Annotated in this window: 18 protein-coding genes; 8 read left to right on the forward strand and 10 right to left on the reverse strand. The window is 72.0% G+C overall.

Annotation, left to right across the window (positions count from 1 at the left end; all coding sequences use genetic code 11):
- Positions 1–31: 31 nt before the first annotated feature.
- The gene (locus ACIRO3_RS36225) at positions 32–760 is read right to left on the reverse strand and encodes a glutamine amidotransferase-related protein (RefSeq protein WP_366001248.1); all 729 of its coding nucleotides are present in this window, start codon (positions 758–760) and stop codon (positions 32–34) included.
- Between the two features lie 76 nt (positions 761–836).
- Here ACIRO3_RS36225 and ACIRO3_RS36230 point away from each other — a divergent pair, with 76 nt between their 5' ends.
- Complete coding sequence (locus ACIRO3_RS36230; RefSeq protein ID WP_404143938.1) at positions 837–1,730, forward strand: LysR substrate-binding domain-containing protein; 894 nt, start codon at positions 837–839, stop codon at positions 1,728–1,730.
- A gap of 21 nt (positions 1,731–1,751) precedes the next feature.
- Here ACIRO3_RS36230 and ACIRO3_RS36235 read toward each other — a convergent pair whose 3' ends face one another.
- The 3 genes from ACIRO3_RS36235 to ACIRO3_RS36245 all read right to left on the reverse strand — a co-directional run bounded on the left by ACIRO3_RS36235 (position 1,752) and on the right by ACIRO3_RS36245 (position 5,162).
- Positions 1,752–2,474, reverse strand: coding sequence for a hypothetical protein (locus ACIRO3_RS36235; RefSeq protein ID WP_404143939.1), 723 nt, complete (start codon positions 2,472–2,474; stop codon positions 1,752–1,754).
- Positions 2,475–2,565: 91 nt separating this feature from the next.
- Positions 2,566–3,810, reverse strand: coding sequence for a serine hydrolase domain-containing protein (locus ACIRO3_RS36240; RefSeq protein WP_404143940.1), 1,245 nt, complete (start codon positions 3,808–3,810; stop codon positions 2,566–2,568).
- A 194-nt stretch (positions 3,811–4,004) separates the two neighbouring features.
- The gene (locus ACIRO3_RS36245; RefSeq protein WP_404143941.1) at positions 4,005–5,162 is read right to left on the reverse strand and encodes an Lrp/AsnC family transcriptional regulator; all 1,158 of its coding nucleotides are present in this window, start codon (positions 5,160–5,162) and stop codon (positions 4,005–4,007) included.
- Positions 5,163–5,266: 104 nt separating this feature from the next.
- Here ACIRO3_RS36245 and ACIRO3_RS36250 point away from each other — a divergent pair, with 104 nt between their 5' ends.
- Both ACIRO3_RS36250 and ACIRO3_RS36255 read left to right on the forward strand, forming a co-directional pair.
- Positions 5,267–5,671, forward strand: a complete 405-nt coding sequence (locus ACIRO3_RS36250) for a VOC family protein (RefSeq protein WP_404143942.1) — start codon at positions 5,267–5,269, stop codon at positions 5,669–5,671.
- Between the two features lie 458 nt (positions 5,672–6,129).
- Positions 6,130–6,624 carry a hypothetical protein gene (locus ACIRO3_RS36255; protein ID WP_366148080.1) on the forward strand — a complete coding sequence of 165 codons (495 nt, stop codon included), beginning with the start codon at positions 6,130–6,132 and terminating at the stop codon, positions 6,622–6,624.
- A gap of 121 nt (positions 6,625–6,745) precedes the next feature.
- On the opposite strand, the gene ACIRO3_RS36260 is transcribed toward ACIRO3_RS36255, so the two are convergent.
- Positions 6,746–7,177: a pyridoxamine 5'-phosphate oxidase family protein gene (locus ACIRO3_RS36260; RefSeq protein WP_404143944.1), complete on the reverse strand. Its 432-nt coding sequence runs from the start codon at positions 7,175–7,177 to the stop codon at positions 6,746–6,748.
- Positions 7,178–7,500: 323 nt separating this feature from the next.
- Between ACIRO3_RS36260 and ACIRO3_RS36265 the strand changes: the two genes are divergently transcribed.
- Together ACIRO3_RS36265 and ACIRO3_RS36270 are read left to right on the forward strand one after the other, a co-directional pair.
- Positions 7,501–8,013, forward strand: a complete 513-nt coding sequence (locus ACIRO3_RS36265) for an NUDIX domain-containing protein (protein ID WP_404143945.1) — start codon at positions 7,501–7,503, stop codon at positions 8,011–8,013.
- A complete protein-coding gene (locus ACIRO3_RS36270) occupies positions 8,010–8,528 on the forward strand; it encodes an NUDIX domain-containing protein (RefSeq protein ID WP_404143947.1) in 519 nt (172 codons plus the stop codon). Before ACIRO3_RS36265 ends, ACIRO3_RS36270 begins: the two co-directional genes overlap by 4 nt.
- A gap of 147 nt (positions 8,529–8,675) precedes the next feature.
- On the opposite strand, the gene ACIRO3_RS36275 is transcribed toward ACIRO3_RS36270, so the two are convergent.
- Positions 8,676–9,476, reverse strand: a complete 801-nt coding sequence (locus tag ACIRO3_RS36275; RefSeq protein ID WP_404143949.1) for a CAP domain-containing protein — start codon at positions 9,474–9,476, stop codon at positions 8,676–8,678.
- 739 nt (positions 9,477–10,215) lie between these two features.
- On the opposite strand from ACIRO3_RS36275, the gene ACIRO3_RS36280 reads away from it, so the two are divergent.
- Positions 10,216–10,983, forward strand: a complete 768-nt coding sequence (locus ACIRO3_RS36280) for an NPP1 family protein (protein ID WP_404143951.1) — start codon at positions 10,216–10,218, stop codon at positions 10,981–10,983.
- A gap of 129 nt (positions 10,984–11,112) precedes the next feature.
- Here the strand turns inward: ACIRO3_RS36280 and ACIRO3_RS36285 are convergent, their stop codons facing one another.
- The 4 genes from ACIRO3_RS36285 to ACIRO3_RS36300 form a co-directional block, all read right to left on the reverse strand.
- Positions 11,113–12,141 (reverse strand): hemolysin family protein, encoded by a 1,029-nt coding sequence (locus ACIRO3_RS36285; protein ID WP_404143953.1) that lies wholly within the window; start codon positions 12,139–12,141, stop codon positions 11,113–11,115.
- On the reverse strand, positions 12,138–13,469 hold the full coding sequence (locus ACIRO3_RS36290) for a hemolysin family protein (protein ID WP_404143955.1): 1,332 nt from the start codon (positions 13,467–13,469) through the stop codon (positions 12,138–12,140). Before ACIRO3_RS36290 ends, ACIRO3_RS36285 begins: the two co-directional genes overlap by 4 nt.
- 300 nt (positions 13,470–13,769) lie before the next feature.
- Positions 13,770–14,135, reverse strand: a complete 366-nt coding sequence (locus ACIRO3_RS36295; RefSeq protein ID WP_404143957.1) for an antibiotic biosynthesis monooxygenase family protein — start codon at positions 14,133–14,135, stop codon at positions 13,770–13,772.
- Positions 14,136–14,235: 100 nt separating this feature from the next.
- Positions 14,236–14,943 carry a TetR/AcrR family transcriptional regulator gene (locus ACIRO3_RS36300; RefSeq protein ID WP_404143959.1) on the reverse strand — a complete coding sequence of 236 codons (708 nt, stop codon included), beginning with the start codon at positions 14,941–14,943 and terminating at the stop codon, positions 14,236–14,238.
- 141 nt (positions 14,944–15,084) lie between these two features.
- Between ACIRO3_RS36300 and ACIRO3_RS36305 the strand changes: the two genes are divergently transcribed.
- Positions 15,085–16,305: a saccharopine dehydrogenase family protein gene (locus ACIRO3_RS36305; RefSeq protein ID WP_404143961.1), complete on the forward strand. Its 1,221-nt coding sequence runs from the start codon at positions 15,085–15,087 to the stop codon at positions 16,303–16,305.
- A 96-nt stretch (positions 16,306–16,401) separates the two neighbouring features.
- A complete protein-coding gene (locus tag ACIRO3_RS36310) occupies positions 16,402–16,923 on the forward strand; it encodes a hypothetical protein (protein ID WP_404143964.1) in 522 nt (173 codons plus the stop codon).
- Positions 16,924–17,131: the final 208 nt, after the last annotated feature.

Consider the following 17,131-nt stretch of genomic DNA (forward strand, 5'->3'; position numbering starts at 1 on the left):
ACGCGCCGGCCGTGCGTGGCCGGACGTGTCGTCAGCGGGTGTGGGTCCGTGCGCGGGCCCGTGCGTGATCGACGGCGGCCGCCGCGAATCCGCCGATCAGCGGGTGGGCTCGGGTGCCGTCCCCGTCGAGTTCGGGCTGGAAGAGGGTGGCCAGGAAGAACGGGTGGGTGGACAGTTCGGCGATCCGGATCTCGCCGGATTCGTCGGTGCCGGGGAAGGTGAGCCCGTGTGCCCGCAGGAGTTCGAGGTGGTACGGATTGGGCCCGTAGGCGCACTGGTAGCGCGCCCGGGTCCGGGCGGCCCCCAACAGTTGGGCCGCGCGCGAGTCCGGGGCGACCCGTACGGTCCCCTCGTGACCGACCAGCGAACAGGCCAGGGGGACGACCACGGAGTCCTCGGGGGCGGCCGTCGGATCGTTCTCGGCGTGACGCGCACGCTCCAGTCCGCAGACGTCGCGGGCGAACTCCAACAGGGCGTGCTGGAAACCCCCGCAGGTTCCCAGGAAGGGTATGCCGCGCACACGTGCCGTCCGGATCGCCGCCAGGACACCGCTCTCGCTGCGGTACGGGCTGCCGGGCAGGACCCAGACCGCGTCGAAGCCGTCCACCCCCAGCCCGGCCTCCTCGGTGGGGATCCAGTAGGCGTCAAGGTCCAGCCCGTCCCGCAGGCGCAGCGCCTCGATCAGGCCGGGGACGCGCACGTGGGAATGGACGGAATCGGAACGGTCGCCGACGAGGGCGACGCGTGCGGTGGGGTTCATGGACCCATCCTGCTGAACGACCGGTCATCAGGTCCAACGATGATGTGCGGTCCGCCCATCAGTGATACTGATGCCCATGGATCCGCATCTGCTGCGCACCTTCGTCGCGGTCCTCGACCACCGCTCCTTCTCCACCGCCGCCTCGGCCCTCGGCTACACCCAGTCCGCGGTGTCCCAGCACATCGCCGCACTCGAAACCGACCTGGGCACCAGGCTGGTGGAACGCCGGCCCGTGGCCCCCACACCGGCCGGTGCCCGGCTGATGGAACACGTCCCCGCCCTGCTGCTGCGCCTCGACGCCGCCCGCGCCGACTTGGCCCGCCTGAACCAGGCCCCCACCACCCGGCTGGCCCTCGCCTGCTCACCCGCGTCCCTCGGTACGACGGTCGCCCAGGCCCTCGCCCGACTGCGGGCCGGCACGCGCGTGGACGTGGAGGTACGCGTCCTGAGTCGGGAGGCGGTCATCGAGGACGTACTCACCGCACGGGCCGACCTCGGCCTGATCGACGGCGCGAGTGCCCCCAGCGACCCCCTGCCCCTGCCGGACCTCGGCCCCACCGCCACCGTGGCCGCCGCCGAGGAGCCCCTCGCGGTGATCCTTCCCGTCGACCACCCGCTGGCCGAACGCGGATCCCTGCGGCTGCCCGACCTCACCCAGGCCCGGTGGATCGACGCCCCCGACAGCGCCGTCCCCCTCGAACGGCTGCGCACCGTGTGCCGCGCCGACGGCTTCCCCTCACGGCTCCGCCACCGCGGAACCGACTTGCTCGGCCTCGCCGCGCTGGCCGCCGCCGGCCACGGCCTCGCCGTACTGCCGCTGTCGTTGGCCACGGCGCTTGCGGCCGTCGTCGCCGTCCCGATCCGCGCACCACGCCTGATCCACCGCACGGAGCTCGTCCATCCCGCCAACCCGACGGCCGCCGCACGGCAGTTGATCGACCTCCTCCTCGGAGACCCGACGCTCACGTGACACCGCCGTGGATACGCCGCCTCAGGAGACGGCGTACCACTGGCTGGCCCAGCCGGTGTTGATCGTGACGGTGGATTGCTCGGCGAGGTTCAAGGTCGCCGGGAGCGAGGTCTGTCCGGTCAGCACGGTGCTGTAACGCAGGTTCGGCGGGTTCAGGCCCGCGTTCACCGAGATGCCGGCGCCCGTGGACTTGAGGGTGAGTGCGTTGGTGGCCCAGTTCCCGTTGAGGAGCAGGGCCACGAAGTAGGTGCCCGGGGCGGCGGTGAAGGGCTTGGACAGGGGCAGCGGCTTGGCTATCGCGTCGGTCATGAGCTGCGGCGAGATGTCCGCGGTGGAGCCGCGCAGGGCGCCGTGGGCGTCGTACACGCCGAGGTAGCAGTCGGACAGCCGGGCGTTCGGGTCGATGCCGGCCAGCCCCAGCCAGATGTTGGACCAGGCCGTCCGCTCACGCAGCACGATCCGTACCAGGGTGACCCGTCCGGCCACCCCCGCGGCGGACTGGGCCGTCACGTGCCCCGCGTCGTTGGGGTCGCCGGTCCAGGCCAGCAGATTCTGGTCCTGCGGCCGGGGACCCTCGTACCCGGCGACGCCGCCCGGCGCCGTGGACGCCCCCGCAGGGGGAGTGGCGGCGCCGCCGGCGCCCTCACGGGGGCTCCCGCCGGACGAGGTGCAACCGGTCAGGACGAGCAACGCCGTGAGCGCGGCCGCGAGGCCGGTCGAGACGACGGTGGTACGGGTGCGCATGGTCCCCCCATGAAGTGCTGGTGTGCCGAAGGGACATGGTCACACGCCCCCTCCACTCCCCGCGCCGCCCCCGGCGGTGGTCGACGGGCGTCTACCGCGCCGGGGCCGCGCCGGGCCCGCCGCCGTTGCTCGGCGTGCTCGGAGTCGGCGACGGTTGCGCCGGCGGGACGGGCCACACGTGGTCGGGCGTCACGATGGAGGTGACCGCGTTCCCGATCAACGAGGACAGGCTCTTGCCCTCGTAGTCGATGTCGGTGTTGACGAGCACCACCAGGGAAGCGTCCTCGGCGGGCAGTTGCGCGGCGATGGACTCGTAGCCGGGCAACTCCCCGTTGTGCCCGAGCCATCCGCTGAAATCGAGGATCCCGAGACCGTACGAGGCTCCGGGAACACCGACGGATCGCGTCTTCAGCCGTTCGGCCTGCGTCTCCTTGGTGAGGAGTCTGCCGTCCGCCAACGCGGGAGCCCAGGCGTGCAGGTCGTCGAGGTCGGAGATGACCCCACCGGCGGCCCAGGCCCACGAGGGATTCCAGTTGGTGGCGTCGGCGACGTCGCCGCTCGGCGTGAAGTCGGTGTACCCGTGGGCGTGCGGGTCGGGGATGGCGCTGTCGTCGGGCAGCGAGGTGTCGTTCAACTTCAGCGGCGTGAAGATGTGTTCCTCGAGGTAGTCGCCCAGGCTCCGCCCGCTGACCTTCTCGATCACCATCCCGAGCAACACCGTGTTCGTGTTGCTGTACTGCCACTTGGTGCCGGGTGCGAAGTTCGGCCGGTGGCTGAAGGCGATGTCCAGGAGCCGGCGCGGGGGATACTCGCGGTGTGGGTCGGCGCGCAACTGCGCCAACCACGCCTTGTCCTCGGTGTAGTTGAAGAGGCCGCTGCGCATCCCCGCCAATTGACGCAGGGTGATCATGTCGCCACCGGGGACACCGGCGACGTACCGGGAGATCGGGTCGTCGAGTGTGACCTCGCCCGCGTCGACCAGTTGCAGGAGGCCCGTGATGGTGAACGTCTTCGTGATGCTTCCGATCCTCGTGTAGAGGTCGGACTTCATGGGAGTCCCGCTCTGTTTGTCCGCGACGCCGAACGACTTCTCGTACGTGCCGCGCCGGGGGATCCACAGACCGACGTTGAGGCCCGGTATGTCGGCCTCATCCATGATCTTCGTGATCGCCGCGTCCAGTTTCCGCACGGTGGCGGGATCGAGCTCCTGCCGCGCGGAGGCGACGGCGAGGTCAGGGGCGGTGCCCGCGCACAGGGCGGCGAGCAGGGCGGCCGCCACGGCGGGTACGACGGCCCGGCGGGATCGTCGAACATGCGACGGGCGGTACCTGCCCATGGTCGTTCACCTCTGGTCCGGGTCGATCGACAAGCGTTTCCCGAGCCCCCGACGGTGCCTCCTCCCCATGGTAGGAGCGCTCGACCTGCCCCGCGATGTCGAAGCGGCCACCGGACCGGCAGCGCCCCGCACGCCCGCACCGCCCGTTCCGCCGCCGGACACCCGGGGCGGGTCCGCCGGTCGGGTCCGCCGGGTCAGGGCATACGGTCAGGGCCGGCAGGTCGATGTCCCTGGCCCGGGTCCGGCCGCGTCGTTCCGGTCGCCCGGCCGCGGCGGCCCGCCGTCACCGGCAGGAGCAGCGGGCCCGCCCGTTTGGCACGGCGCTGGACGAGGGCCGTCTCCATCCGGCCGATGCCGGGCAGCGCGGCCAACTCGACGGCCAAGTAGTCGTACAACGCGCCGGTGTCACGGCACTGGACCATGGCGAAGACCGAGGCCCGGCCGGTCGTGACGGCGGCGAAGGCGACCGCGTCGTGCCGTGACAGCGCCCGGGTCACCTCGCCCAGCGCGGAGGGTGCCACCTCCAACCACAGCAGGGCCTCCACCGGGTACCCGAAGCGGGACGGGTCCACGTCCACCTCGAAGTGGAGCACCCCGGTGGCCCGGAGCCCCGCGAGTCGGCGGCGCACCGTCGAGGCCGACCAGCCGGTGACGTCGGCCAACCGTGCCACGTCCGCCCGGCCGTCCCGGGCCAGTTCGCCCGCCAGCCGTGCGTCCGCGGCGCCCCAGTCGGATTCCTCGGCGGCGACCCGCGCGGCCTCCGGGTCCGCCGGGTCCGCCGGGTCCTCCGGGTCCTCCGTGGTCTCGGAGGCCGCGAGGGCGTCGGGGCCGTCGGACGGTTCCGACGGGACGCCGAGCAGGGCCGCCCGCTCGCCCGCGTCCAGGGCGCTCGTACGGCCCGCCCAGCCGCCGACACCGGCGACCGGTCGCAGCACGCAGCCCGCCTCCACGTCCCGGACTCCGGGGGTCCGCAGAAGGTGGTCGAAGAGGGCACGCCCGGCCTCGGCGCCCGCCGCCGGTGTACGCGCCATGCAGGTCAGCCGCGTCCCGCCGGCGAGCGGCGCGATCCACGAGGTGTCGTCGCGCTGAGCGAGGGCGGCGGTCAGCGCGTTGGCGGCGTCCGGGGTGCAGTCGATGCGGACGAACCAGTCGAGCATCCCGATCCGACGACTGTCCACGAGCCTGACCACCCGCACCACCAGCTCCGACCGCAGCCTCCGGTAGCGGCGGGCCACGGTCCGCTCGGGCGCCCCCAGCACCGCGGCGATCCGACTGAACGAGGCCCGTCCGTCGAGCTGAAGGGCGTGGATCAGACGGCGGTCCAGCTCGTCCAGGGTGACGGATCGCGTCATGGAAGGCCCTCCCAGCGTCCGATTCCGCTGATCTCGGCGACCGTACAGCGCGCCCGGGAGCGCCGGGCGGGACGCTGACGGCCACCGAACCAGAGAGGCACACCATGTTGACCGTCCTTCCCATCAGGTACGTGGCCGACGTCGAGGCGTCCCGTGACTTCTCCGCGGGGCCGGGTCTGGCCGTCCGGGAGGAACCCGGTGCGGAGGTCCGGGTCCGGCTGACCGCGGCGGGCGGCGCCGTCGGCGTCCATGCCGCCGCGGTCTCGGTCTCGCAGGGCCGCCCGCCCGGTACCACCGAGCTGGGCTTCACGACGGAGGAACCCCTGGAGGACGCCGCGCGGCGACTGCGACGGCGCGGCCACCCGTACGAGCTCGTCGAGCTCGTCGAGGAGAACTTCGGCCGCAGCCTCCGGGTCACCGGCCCGGACGGGGTGGTCGTGCAGATCCAGCGGATCGACCCGGACACCGTCCGCAGATCGGCCGCCGCACTGACCGGTGGTCGCGCCTGACGGCCTGACCGCCCGCCTCCGTGCCCCGCGGCTCACCGGCACGGGTTTCGTCTTCCTCGCGGCCACGGTCACCGTGCTGATCCGCCACGGCCGGGCAGTCGCCCGTACGCCCGCGCGGGCCACGCCGGCCTCGCCGACGCGGTGACCGACGCCCTGCGGGAGGCGGGAGGCGGGAGGCGGGTGGCGGGGCCGGCGTGGCGCTGCCGACTCCCTTCCATTCGGGGCTACAGCACACCCTTGCGGGTGACGGTTCGGAATGGTGTGCGGGTGTGTGCGGATTGGACGTGCGAGGTTCTCTCCCGGACAGGGCCGTGACCCGCGCCGTGTACGGAGACTTCGGCCTCCCGACACGGGTCGGGAGGCGGCGACGCGCGGACCCGGCGTCGACCCTTCCTGTCCACGAACGCCTGCCCCTCGTGTCATCGCGGGGCGGGCTCGCACTCACCGGAAGGAAGCACATGAGGAAGCTCGCTTGGGCTGCACGCAGTGTCGCGGCGGTATCGGGGGCCATGCTCCTGGGAGCGCTGGCAGTGCCGTCCGCGGTCGCCGACGGCCCGGAACCCAAGGGCGCCCCGGCCTCGGCCGACAGCCGCAAGTGCCAGACGGACCGTGACGTCAGCTCGACCGTGGTCGACTACTCCAGCAGCGGTCTGTTCGAGACGGTGTTCCGCGCGGCGACCGACCGCCACGGCCACGCGTTCCTCAACGACAGCCGCAACCCCGGAGTCTGGATCAACCTCGGTCTCCTCGACGGCGCGCCGAAGTGCACCCGCGGCACCGCCGTCTCGGTCACCGAGGAGGACCCCGGCCACCTCTTCATCACCCTGCTGGGCAGCAACGGCAGGCTGCACCAGGCCCGTTGCATCACCAACAGCACCACGCCGTTCACGCCCTCGACCCTCCCCACGGCGTGCGCCCCCGGCTTCACCACCCTCACGGGCACGCCCGTCTAACCACCCCGCCCGGTCCTGCCCGTCAGTGCACCGGACCTGAGTGGATGCCCGCCGTCACGGCCGGCCGCATCGCGCGGTCGGCCGTGACGCGTGCCCGGAGTCTCCCGCCCTTGCGTCGGGATCAGATCTTCCCGAGGTCCGAACTCACCCACCGCTGCGGACGCATGTGGAACACGAGCTGCGCACCGTGGTCCTTCCAGGCGAAGTCCACGTAGCCGTCCACCTTCTCCGCCGGCAGGTACCGCGAGGCCATCTCCACCAGTTGTTCCCGCCGCGCCGGCGCCGTCGAGATGACCGGACCCTCGACCGAGACGTATCGGATCGTCGGCTCCAGACGGTCCACCATCAGCGTGAACCGGACCGCCGACCCGATCAGTTCGGCCTTGCGGGAGTCCCGGCCGGTCATGATCCAGAGGTCGCCGCCGGGAGCGTACTGGTACCAGATCGGGACGGCCAGCGGTGCGCGCCCGCCGTCCGTGCCCGCACTCACCGCGAACGCGGCGACATGGGGCTCGGCGAGGAACTGCTCACGCTCGGTACGGGACAGGGCCACGGCACACTCCTTCAGCGGGGAGACCTTCCACGGGAGGAATCTGCCCCGCTTCGTCGGTATTCCCCGCTTCTCACCCGCATGGCGCAAGGGGAGTTTCGCCCCGCGGTTCGGCGACGTTCGATCGATTCGCCCTCGGGGAACCGTGTCGGTTGCACCACCGTGTCCGTTGTTCGAGCGTCGAACGGTTGCGTGTCCACCTTGGAGGAGTCTTGCTTCCACCGCGTCCATGCCGGACCGAACCCGCCGAGTCGCGGCGGAACAATACCCCGGACGTGGCCCCCGCCGGGGGCGCGGCGAGCTCCCCGGAGGGGCGGAGGGCGCCGGTGGACCGGGGCCGCCTCAACGTCATCGGCGTGCACCTCTACCTGGAGCGGGACGCCAAGGTGCTGCTGGGCCTGCGCCACCCGGATTCGGCGTTCGCCGGCTCGACCCACCACTTCCTGGCCGGCCACTGCGAGCACGAGCCGGCGATCGCCTGCATCGTGCGCGAGGCCCGGGAGGAGGGCGGTCTCCTGATCCGGCCCGAGGACCTCGAACTCGTCCACGTCGTGCACGTCCTGGACGAGGGCGGCGACGGGCGCCCGCGCATGCAACTCGTCTTCCGCGCCGACGCGTGGGAAGGGGACCTGGAGGTCCGGGAGCCGGACAAGTGCGTCAGCTGGGGCTGGTGGCCCCTGGACGCGCTGCCCGAGCCCATCGTGCCGTACACCCGCGCCGCGATCGAGGGAATCCGGGCGGGCCGCCACTACACGGAGCAGTGGGCGGGCGTCGGATCGGACCCGGGCGGTTCGGCCCGCCGGCCGGCGAGGACAGCCGCCCCGGGCGGCGTGCGATGAGCGGGGGAGCGCGGTACAGGCTGACGGTCGACGCCCACCTCATCCTGCGCCGCGACGGTGAGCGGGGCCCCGAGATCCTGTTGTCGCGGCGGGCGGGGACGGTGTACGCGGCCGGGATGTGGCACCTGCCCTCCGGACACCTGGACGGCCCCCACGAGGACCTCGTCGAGGCGGTGATCCGGGAAGCACGCGAGGAAACAGGCGTCCTCATCGAGCGGGCGGACGTGTCCCACGCGGTGACCGTGCACCACCGCTCCCCGTTCGGCGGCGCCCGGATCGGCGCGTTCTTCGAGGTGCGGCGCTGGACGGGCGACCCCCGCGTCATGGAGCCCGAGCTGTGCGACGCCATGACCTGGCACCGCGTGGACGACCTGCCGGAACCGATGGTCGCGTACTGCAGGGCCGGCCTCGAAGCCCACCGCGCGGGTCACCCCTTCGCCATCCACTTCCAACAGCCCGGTGATCCGATCGCACACCGCCCCGAGGCCCCGGACCGGACCGCGCCGTACCGCTGACCGGCCCGCCCCGTCCCCGCACCGCGCCCCACCGCGTGCACCGGAGGCGGGGGCGACCCGAACCGGGCCACCCCCGCCTCCGACCGCGAGACCGCGAGACCGCGAGACCGCGAAACCGCGAGACCGCGCGACCGTGAGCCGGCGACGTCAGCGCGCGGCGCCGAAGTCCTGCGTCCAGTACGAGTTCGGCTCGGCGAGGCCGACACCGATCTCCTTGAACGCGCAGTTGAGGATGTTCTGCCGGTGCCCGGGGCTGTTCATCCAGCCGTTCATGACCTGCTCGGGCGTGCTGTAGCCGTAGGCGACGTTCTCGCCGTAGGTCATCCAGCTGTAGCCGGCGCGGGTGATGCGCGCGCCCGGGTCCGAGCCGTCGGAGCCGGTGTGCGACATGTTGGAGTGCGCGGCCATGTCCTTGCTGTGGTTCAGCGCGGCGGTCGTCAGCTTCGCATTGACGGTGAGTGCCGAGCACCCGGCCTTGGCGCGCTCCTGGTTGACGAGAGCCACCACCTCGGCGGCCGGTCCGGAGGACGGCGCGGTCGGGCTGGTCGGCTGCGTCGTGGCGACGGGGGCCGTCGGGCGGGCCGGGGACGGCTGCGAGGGCCTCACGGGCTTCGTCACCGTGGGGGGCTTCTTCGCGCCGGTGTAAGGCTTCGCCTTGTGCGGACGCTCGACGACCGGCGTGGAGGTCGTGACCGGCGTGGGCGGCTCGACCGTCTCGATCGGGGAGGTCGCGTTGCCCGCCTGGTTCTGGAGCGACGTGTCGGGGGTGGGGGCACCGGTGGTGGGGACACTGTGGGAGGGGCGCACGTGCCGGCCGGCGGCGGTCGCCGCACCCGACTCCTGGGTGTCCAGGCATGCCATGGCGGCGGTGGGTATGCCCACGATGCCCAGGGTGACCGCGGCGATGGATATTTTCTTGTAGTGCGTCCTCTTACGGTGCTTCTGCATGCGTGACCTCACTTGGTTTCTGCGAAGCGTCCTGCGCCTGAGCTGCTGGAGCGCCGGGCGGGCCGCCATTGTTAGAAGCCCCGTAACGGGCTGGCAAGTCTCGTCGTCGACTCGCACGCCGCCGCCGCCCACCGGGCTTGAAATGCGCGGGCAGTCGTGCTGCGCGGCCGGTCGACAGGACCCCCGAGACGAGTGACGATCCATCAGAGATGCTCGCGCGGCTGGTGATTGGCGCATTCCGTCTCATTCCCCGAGACGCCCATTCGGGCGGAGAGGGGAATGTCGAACCCCAACGGACAAATCTCGATATGTCGGCGAGGCGATAGTGGACGTAATGGTTCCGTGATCTCTCGACGCCTCGTGATCCATGTCACTGTTTCGAGCGGAACCGCGCGCCGTTCGGCGGTCACGCGCCGCCCGCGCGTCCCTGCGCGTCGCCTTGATCATCGGGTCGGCGGAGGTGACCTTCGGGGGAGTGTCACAGCGACATCGACGGGCGTCCCGCGGGCCGTCGGCCGTCCCCGCCCCGCCGGCCGCCCGCACGGGAGAGCGTGAAGGCACTCCACTTGGCGTCAACTCGGCCTGTAGAGACTCGCGTTGAGCACCACGACGATGCGTGAACAGGCGACGTCGGGACTCTTGCTGTGCCGTCGAGGTTCGCCAATGATGCTCCCGGCGCGCCGACCGACACGGCCGGGAGCCACGCGTCACCCCCGAACCGAACGGCCGGAGGCCTGTTGTGCGGACCAGTCATCACATCCGGAGATCATCCGTCGTCGTCGGCACCGCCCTCGCGCTCGTCGTCGCCGTGGCCCAGACCGCCTTCGCGGCTCCGCCCCCGGCACTCCCCGCCAACGCCGAGGCCATGGAGCTGACCTTCCAGCCGGCCTACGACTACGACACGGACGGCTGCTACCCGACACCCGCGATCGGGCCGACCGGAGTCCTGAACGCCGGCCTCAAACCGAGCGGGGCCCTCAACGGCAGCTGCCGCGACTCCTCGGACCTCGCCAACACCAACGGCTACTCCCGCGCCACCTGCAACAACGGCTGGTGCGCCGTGGTGTACGCGCTGTACTTCGAGAAGGACCAGGCCATACCCGGCATAGGGCTCGGCGGGCACCGCCACGACTGGGAACACGTCGTGGTGTGGATCCAGGGCAACGAGGCGAAGTACGTCGCCACCTCCGCACACGGCGACTTCAACATCCACGCGCGCGACCAGATCCGCTGGGACGGCACCCACGCGAAGGTCGTCTACCACAAGGACGGCGTCGGAACGCACTGCTTCCGCGCCGCGAACGCGAACGACGAGCCGCCCGAGAACCACCGAGGCGCGTGGCAGTACCCCGCGCTCGTCGGCTGGTCGGGCTACCCGGCGACGCTGCGGGACAAGCTGAGCCAGGCCGACTTCGGCAGTGCGCACTTCGGCCTGAAGGACGACTCCTTCTCGTCCCATCTCGCGAAGGCCAAGCCGGCGGGCATCCCCTTCGACCCGTACCTGTAGGCGAGCCGCACCGGGCGGCGCCCGCGCCCGACCCGGACCGCTCCCGGCCAAGACCGCTCCCGGCCAAGACCGCGGCGGCCCCGACCGCGGGGGCGGCCGGCGCCCCGGGGCGCCGGCCGGCGGGGCGCGTCAGCCGTCGCCTTCGTGCGTGGCCGCGCCGACGAGTTCCTCCAGGAGGTCCTCCATGGTGACGAAGCCGAGGACCTCGCCCTCGTCACCGGCGACGGCGGCCAGGTGGGTACCGGCGTCCCGCATGGCGGTCATGGCGTCGTCCATCGGGGTCCCGAGGGAGACCTTGACGATCGGGTGCAGCGCGCCCCGGGGGAACGGGGCCGCGCGGTCGTGTGCCGCGAGGGCGTCCTTGATGTGCAGGTAGCCGAGGATCGCCCCGCCGGGGCCGGTGACGGGCAGGCGGGAGTAGCCGTACTCGGCCGCGACGCGCTCCAGCCCGCGGGGGGTGATCTCGTGGCCCACGGTGACCGTGTCGCCGAGCGGGACCATCACCTCGCCGACGGCTCGCCTTCCGAGTTCGAGGGCGTCCCGCAGGCGTTCGCCGTCCTCGGGGTCGATCAGGCCGGCGGCGCTGGAGTCCTTGATCAGCCGGGCGAGCTCGTCGTCGTTGAACACGGAGGCGATCTCGTCCTTCGGCTCGACCTTCAGCAGCCGCAGCAGCGTATTGGCGAAGGCGTTGATGCCGAAGACGAACGGACGGAGCGCCCGGGTGAGGGCGACGAGGGGCGGCCCGAACAGCAGGGCGGTCGGCGCGGGCGCGGCGAGCGCGATGTTCTTGGGGACCATCTCGCCGATCAGCATGTGCAGGTAGGTCGCCAGGGTCAGCGCGATGACGAACGCGATCGGATGGATCAGCCCCTCGGGGACGCCGATCGCCTCGAAGGGGGGTTCCAGCAGGTGCGCGATGGCCGGCTCGGCGACCGCGCCCAGGACCAGCGAGGAGACCGTGATGCCGAGCTGGGCGGTGGCCATCATCGCCGAGAGGTGTTCGAGCGCCCACAGGGTGCTCTTCGCCCGCCGGTCACCCTTGAGCGCCGCCGGTTCGATCTGGCTGCGGCGCACCGAGATCAACGCGAACTCGGCCCCGACGAAGAAGGCGTTCGTGACGAGGGTGAACGCGCCGATCAACAGCTGGATCGCGGTCATCGGCTCTGCTCCTGGTCAACGACGGAACCGGCGGGCGCGACGATCGCGACCCGGTCCGCGCGGTGGTGGTCTATGTCGAGGACGGACAGCTCCCAGCCGTCCAACCCCACGGTGTCCCCCTGGACGGGGATGCGTTCCAAGACGGAGGCGATGAGGCCGGCGATCGTCTCGTAGGGGCCCTCGGGGACGTCGAAGCCGATCTCTTCCAGCTCGTCGACACGGACGCCGCCGTCGACCTCCCAGGTGCGTCGGCCGTCCTCGCCCGGTCCCTCGACGAGCGCCGGGACCTCGACGGGGTCGTGCTCGTCGCGGACCTCGCCGACGACCTCCTCGACGATGTCCTCGACCGTCGCGACACCCGCGGTGCCGCCGTACTCGTCGATGATCACGGCCATGGTGCGGGCCTTGCGCAGCCGTCCCAGGAGGGTGTCGACCGGCAGGGAGTGCGGAACGAGCAACGCGGACGTCATCAGGTCGGTGACCGGCGTCCTGCCCCGCTCGTCCTCGTCCAACGCCAACACGTCACGGATGTGGAGCGTGCCGATGACCTCGTCCAGCGTGTCGCGGTAGACGGGGAACCGGGAGATGCCGGTGGCCAGGGTCAGGTGCGCGGCGTCGGTGGCCGTCGCGCGGGCTTCCAGGGCCCGGACGTCCACGCGCGGGGTCATCACGTTCTCCGCGTTCAACTCGGCCAGGTGCAGGGTCTTGACGAACAGCTCGGCCGAGTCGGCCTCGATCGCGCCCGCCCGGGCGGAGTGCTGGACCAGCGCGACCAGTTCCTCCGGAGTGCGGGCGGAGGCCAACTCCTCGGCGGGCTCCAGGCCGAAGCGCCGCACGAGGCGGTTCGCGGTGTTGTTGAGGTGCCGGATGAGCGGGCCGAAAGCCGCGGTGAAAGCGCGCTGGGGGCCGGCCACGACCTTCGCGACGGCGAGCGGGCGGGCGATCGCCCAGTTCTTCGGTACGAGTTCGCCGACCACCATCAGCACCACCGTCGACAGGGCCACACCGAGCAGGGTCGCGGTGGTCGACACGGCGCCGGCGGGCACGCCGACCGCCTCGAGCGGCCCTCGCAGCAGCGCCGAGACGGCCGGCTCGGCCAGCATGCCGATGACCAGCGAGGTCACCGTGATGCCCAACTGGGCGCCGGAGAGCTGGAAGGTGAGGCGTTTGGCGGCCTTCAAGGCGCTTTCGGCGCCGCGCTCGCCCGCCGCGGCGGCGCGATCGAGCTCACTGCGCTCGACCGTGGTGAGAGAGAACTCGGCGGCGACGAACACCGCGCAGGCCAGCGTCAGCGCGAGCGCGAGGAGCAGCAGCAGGAACTGGGTCACCGTGCCACCCCCGCTCCCGGGCTGAGGATCCGCGGGCAGGACGTGGCACGGCTCGGACTGGGAGGTTCACCCATCGCGGGTCTGCTGCTCCTTCTTCTTCGGGCTTCTTCGGGCTTCATCGAGCGTCTTCGGGCTTTCCGGGGCTTCGCACGGTGGGACGCTTCGCGGTGATCCGCGAGCGGGCCCGTCCGGCGGGGCACACCCCGCCCCGCCACAATCGTAAAGGATCGGCAAAGGGTCGGGTGTGGGTGGCCGGCCCTTTCTACAGCTCTGTAGAAAACGCGACGGGCGATCGGCTGATCATGCCTCGATGTTCCCGTAAGGAGCCGGCCCCTCCTTGCGGTGGGAGGACGTCACGCGGAACAGTCGCGGTTGGATATCGGTCGCGAGGGCGGCCGCCTCCCTCATGTGGGCGCGGGCCTCGGGGTCGGCCAGCACCGCGCGGTAGTGCTCCTCGGACTCCCACTGGGCGTAGTTGATCACACGGCGCCCGTCCTGGCTGGCGTGGAAGGTGGCACTGACGAAGCCCGGCCGGTGCTTCATCGTCTCCTCGGTGGCACGCGCCAGCAGATCGGTCAGCTCCTGCTGGCGCTCGGGGGCGACCGTGAAGACGTTGATCAGCGTCGTCACGGGGCGAGTCGAGTCGATGTTCGCGATAACGGTCATGGCCCAATCTTCCGTGCGGTCGGCCGTCGCTGTCTGCCGCCGCGTGCGTTTCATCGAACCAATGCCATGGCGGTCGGCGCTCGGCAGCCGGGAGCCGGCGTCACCGGCCGCCCGCCGCCAGCCGCGCCGCCGCGCTCTCCAGCAGCATCTCCAGCGTCACCGGGTACGCGCTGTCCGCCATCCGGGCCGCCAGCAGCCCCGCCGTGGCCGCGATGTGCGGGTAGCGGTCCGCGGGCAGGGCCGCGTACGTCGTCTCCCATCTGGCCTCGTCCGCCGACCTGTCCTCCTCGGCCAGTGCCAGGGCCCCGGCGTCCAGTGCGGAGAAGGCCAGGCTCTGGTCGATGAACGCGTGATAGATGCGTACGGCCGCCGGATCCGCGAAACCGGCCGTCCGCAGCACGCCCAGCACGGCCTCGTCCGCGGCGATCTCCCGGGGCCGGCCGCTCACCCGGCTCGCCGTCAGCACGGCCGCCTGCGGGTGCGCCAGATACGCCCGGTGGATCCGCAGCCCCAACTCGCGCAGATCGGCCCGCCAGTCCCCGCCCGCGGCCCAGCCGTCCAGCGCCCGGCCGATCAGTTCCTCCCCGATGGCCCGGGTCAGCTCGTCCATTCCCGTGAAGTACCGGTACAGGGTGCTGGGATCGGCGCCCAGCGCGGCCCCCAAGCGGCGCGCGCTGAGCCCCGCGCTGCCGTGCTCGCGCAGCATCCGCAGCGCCGTCTCGACGATCAGCCGCTCCGACAGCACCGTCCCCGTACGCGTCGGACGTCGTCGCCGCCGAGCCTCCTCGGGCACCACCTGCTTGCCCACGATCGCCCCCTCCGGACCCTCGGCTCCCTTACGCCAACACCATTGACCTTAACTCGGCGCCGCCGGTTTGATCCCCCGAGGGAAGCCCCTCACGGCGCCTTCCCGCTCACCCCCGTCCCCCTCCGCACGAAGGGTCTGACCATGCGCGTCCTCCTGATGGGTGCCGGCGGCGTCGGCACCGCGATCTCCCGGATCGCCGCCCGCCGCACGTTCCTCACCCACGTCACCGTCGCCGACCACGACCTGTCCCGCGCCGAGGCCGCCGTCACCGCGCTCGGCCCCGGCGAGACCCGCTTCGACGCCGTCCGAGCCGACGCCTCCGACGAGGCCGCAGTGTCCGCGTTGCTCTCCCGCGGCGGCTACGACGTCCTGCTCAACGCCACCGACCCGCGGTTCGTGATGCCCCTGTTCCGGGCGGCCCTCGACGCCGGCACGTACTACCTCGACATGGCCATGTCCCTGTCGTACCCGGACCCGGAACGCCCCCACGAGCAGTGCGGCGTACGGCTCGGCGACGCCCAGTTCGAGCTGGCCGACGCGTGGCGTGCGGCGGACCGCCTCGCCCTGGTCGGCATGGGCGTCGAACCCGGCCTGTCGGACGTCTTCGCCCGCCACGCCGCGGACGAGCTCTTCGACGAGATCGAGGAGATCGGCGTCCGCGACGGGGCGAACCTCACCGTCGACGGGTACGAGTTCGCCCCCTCCTTCAACATCTGGACCACCATCGAGGAATGCCTGAACCCGCCCGTGGTGTACGAGGAGGGCCGCGGCTGGTTCACCACCGAGCCGTTCAGCGAGGCCGAGGTCTTCGACTTCCCCGAGGGCATCGGGCCCGTCGAGTGCGTCAACGTCGAGCACGAGGAGGTGCTGCTGATGCCCCGATGGCTCCGGGCCCGGCGGGTCACCTTCAAGTACGGCCTGGGCGAGGACTTCATCGGCAAGCTCAAGACCCTCCACGCGCTCGGCCTCGACCGCACCGAACCGGTGACCGTGCCGGGCCCCGACGGCCCGGTCCGCGTCTCCCCCCGGGACGTGGTCGCCGCCTGCCTGCCCGACCCGGCGACCCTCGGGGATCGGATGTCCGGCAAGACCTGCGCCGGCACCTGGGTGAAGGGCACCAGGAACGGCGCGCCGCGCGAGGTGTACCTGTACCACGTGGTCGACAACGAGTGGTCCATGAGCGAGTACGGCTCCCAGGCCGTGGTCTGGCAGACCGCCGTCAATCCCGTCGTGGCCCTGGAGCTCCTGGCCACGGGCGCCTGGAAGGGCGCCGGCGTGCTGGGCCCCGAGGCCCTGCCCGCCCGCCCCTTCCTGGACCTGCTCACCGCCTACGGATCCCCGTGGGGCATGCGCGAGCAGTGACGGGCCCCAACCCCCGAAGCCGCCGCGCATGGGCGATCAGGCCCAGGGCACACGACGCCCAAAGCCGTTGCCTCGCAAGAGGGTTGGGGGAGACGCGTGAGAGCGTTGAACAAGTGGTTGGCCACACACCTGTGGGCCCAGGCGTTGCTCGTGGTCGCGGTCGGCGCGGGGGTGATCCTGCTGCTCAACCCCGGGGAGTCCCCGTTGGAGGCCGTCGTGCGCGCGGCGGTGGGCGCGGTGGGGGCACTGGGTGTCCTGTTCCTGGCGCGCCGCCGCGAGCGCCGGGCGACCGGGGGAGTCTCCAGCGAGGAGTACGTGTCGCTCGATGACCGTCTGCGCCACGGCGAGGTCCCGGAATCGGCGGACGAACGGGCCACCATGGGGCGGCTGGTGCAGGAGCGGCTGCGGGCGACCCGGCACCGTCGCGTGGCGTTGATCTCCTTGACCTTGATGTTCACGTCCATCGTGGTGCTGGTCGGGTTCACCGCCGGTGGCCTCCAGACCGTGGTCTTCGCCGTCTTCGCGGCGGGCTTCCTGGGGTGGATGACCTGGACCGGCGTGCGGCAGCACCGCGTCCTGCGCGAGATGGCGAGCACCCTCGACGTGCCCGCCCGATGACGGCCTCGACGTGCGCCCGATGACGGTGAACCACGTGGTCGCGCCCCCGCCGAACGAAGATCGGCGGCACCGGGTGTAAGAGCGGATCGCGGGGGCAGACGGGCCCTGCAAGTCATCCGTCCAGGGGAGGAACGGTTCCATGTCCCACGCCGCCACAGTTGTCAGCCCCGCTCTCGGTGCGCGGGTCGCGTCGTCCGTCGGGTCGGTG

It is taken from the genome of Streptomyces sp. NPDC102278 (assembly GCF_044766345.1).
Taxonomy (GTDB): Bacteria; Actinomycetota; Actinomycetes; order Streptomycetales; family Streptomycetaceae; genus Streptomyces.